Below are 1028 nucleotides of genomic sequence, written 5' to 3' on the forward strand. Positions count from 1 at the left end.
ACACCAGTGCTTGGGTCCGACTCGTGCTGGACCGCAACATCTTGTGTCAGCACGAAGACGCCAAACTACGCCCGGGGTTTCCCCCTGTCAACCGGATTGACATGACAATTGCATGGCCAGGGACCCACCGTCCGTCATCACGGGCGGGGGTCGGTTTGCGGCGGGCACGCGGCGAACTTCATTGCAGGTTTAGGGGTCCGTCAGCAGACTCATTCAGGTTCGCGGGAGGCCCTGGGCCCCCGTTCCCTCCGACACGACGACGAGCTGCCGACCGACCATGAAGAAAGCGCTGCGCCCGTTTCCCACCCTGATCGCCCTGTCCGCCGCCGCCGCGTTCGGCGGCTTCGCGGCGACCGGCTTCCATGAGGTCTTCCAGACACCGGCCCAGGCCGCGCCCGGCGTGGCCGCGGCGGTGCCGGCCGCGGCCGCCCTGCCGGCGACCGTCGATGGCCAGGCGCTGCCCTCGCTGGCGCCGATGCTCAAGCGCGTCACCCCGGCGGTGGTCAGCGTGTACAGCCGCCAGACCGTGCGCGTGGCCAGCCCGCTGGGGCCGTTCGGCGACGACCCGGTGTTCCGCCGCATCCTGGGCATCCCCGACATGCCGCGCGAACGGGTGGAGCGCGCGCTGGGGTCGGGCGTGATCGTGGACGCCGCGCGCGGTTACGTGCTGACCAACCACCACGTGGTGGAGAACGCCGACGGTGTGTCGGTCACGCTCAACGACGGTCGCCAGGTGGAGGCCGAGTTCATCGGGTCGGACCCGGATACCGACGTCGCCCTGATCCGCATCCCCACCCAGGGCCTGACCGCGGTGCCGATGGCCAACAGCGACCAGCTGCAGGTCGGCGACTTCGTCGTCGCGATGGGCAACCCGTACGGGCTGGGCCAGACGGTGACCTCGGGCATCGTGTCGGCCGTGGGCCGCAGCGGCATTCCGGTGGCGGGCTACCAGAACTTCATCCAGACCGACGCCTCGATCAATCCGGGCAACTCCGGCGGCGCGCTGGTCGACCTGCAGGGCCGGCTGG

1 protein-coding gene is annotated in these 1028 nt (G+C 70.2%); it reads left to right on the plus strand.

From position 1 onward, the window contains the following. Positions 1-289: 289 nt before the first annotated feature. On the plus strand, positions 290-1028 hold a 739-nt coding region (locus tag AC04L7_RS19530; RefSeq protein WP_475513823.1), incomplete at its 3' end, for a trypsin-like peptidase domain-containing protein.

It is taken from the genome of Pseudoxanthomonas sp. LjRoot204_2 (assembly GCF_056175765.1).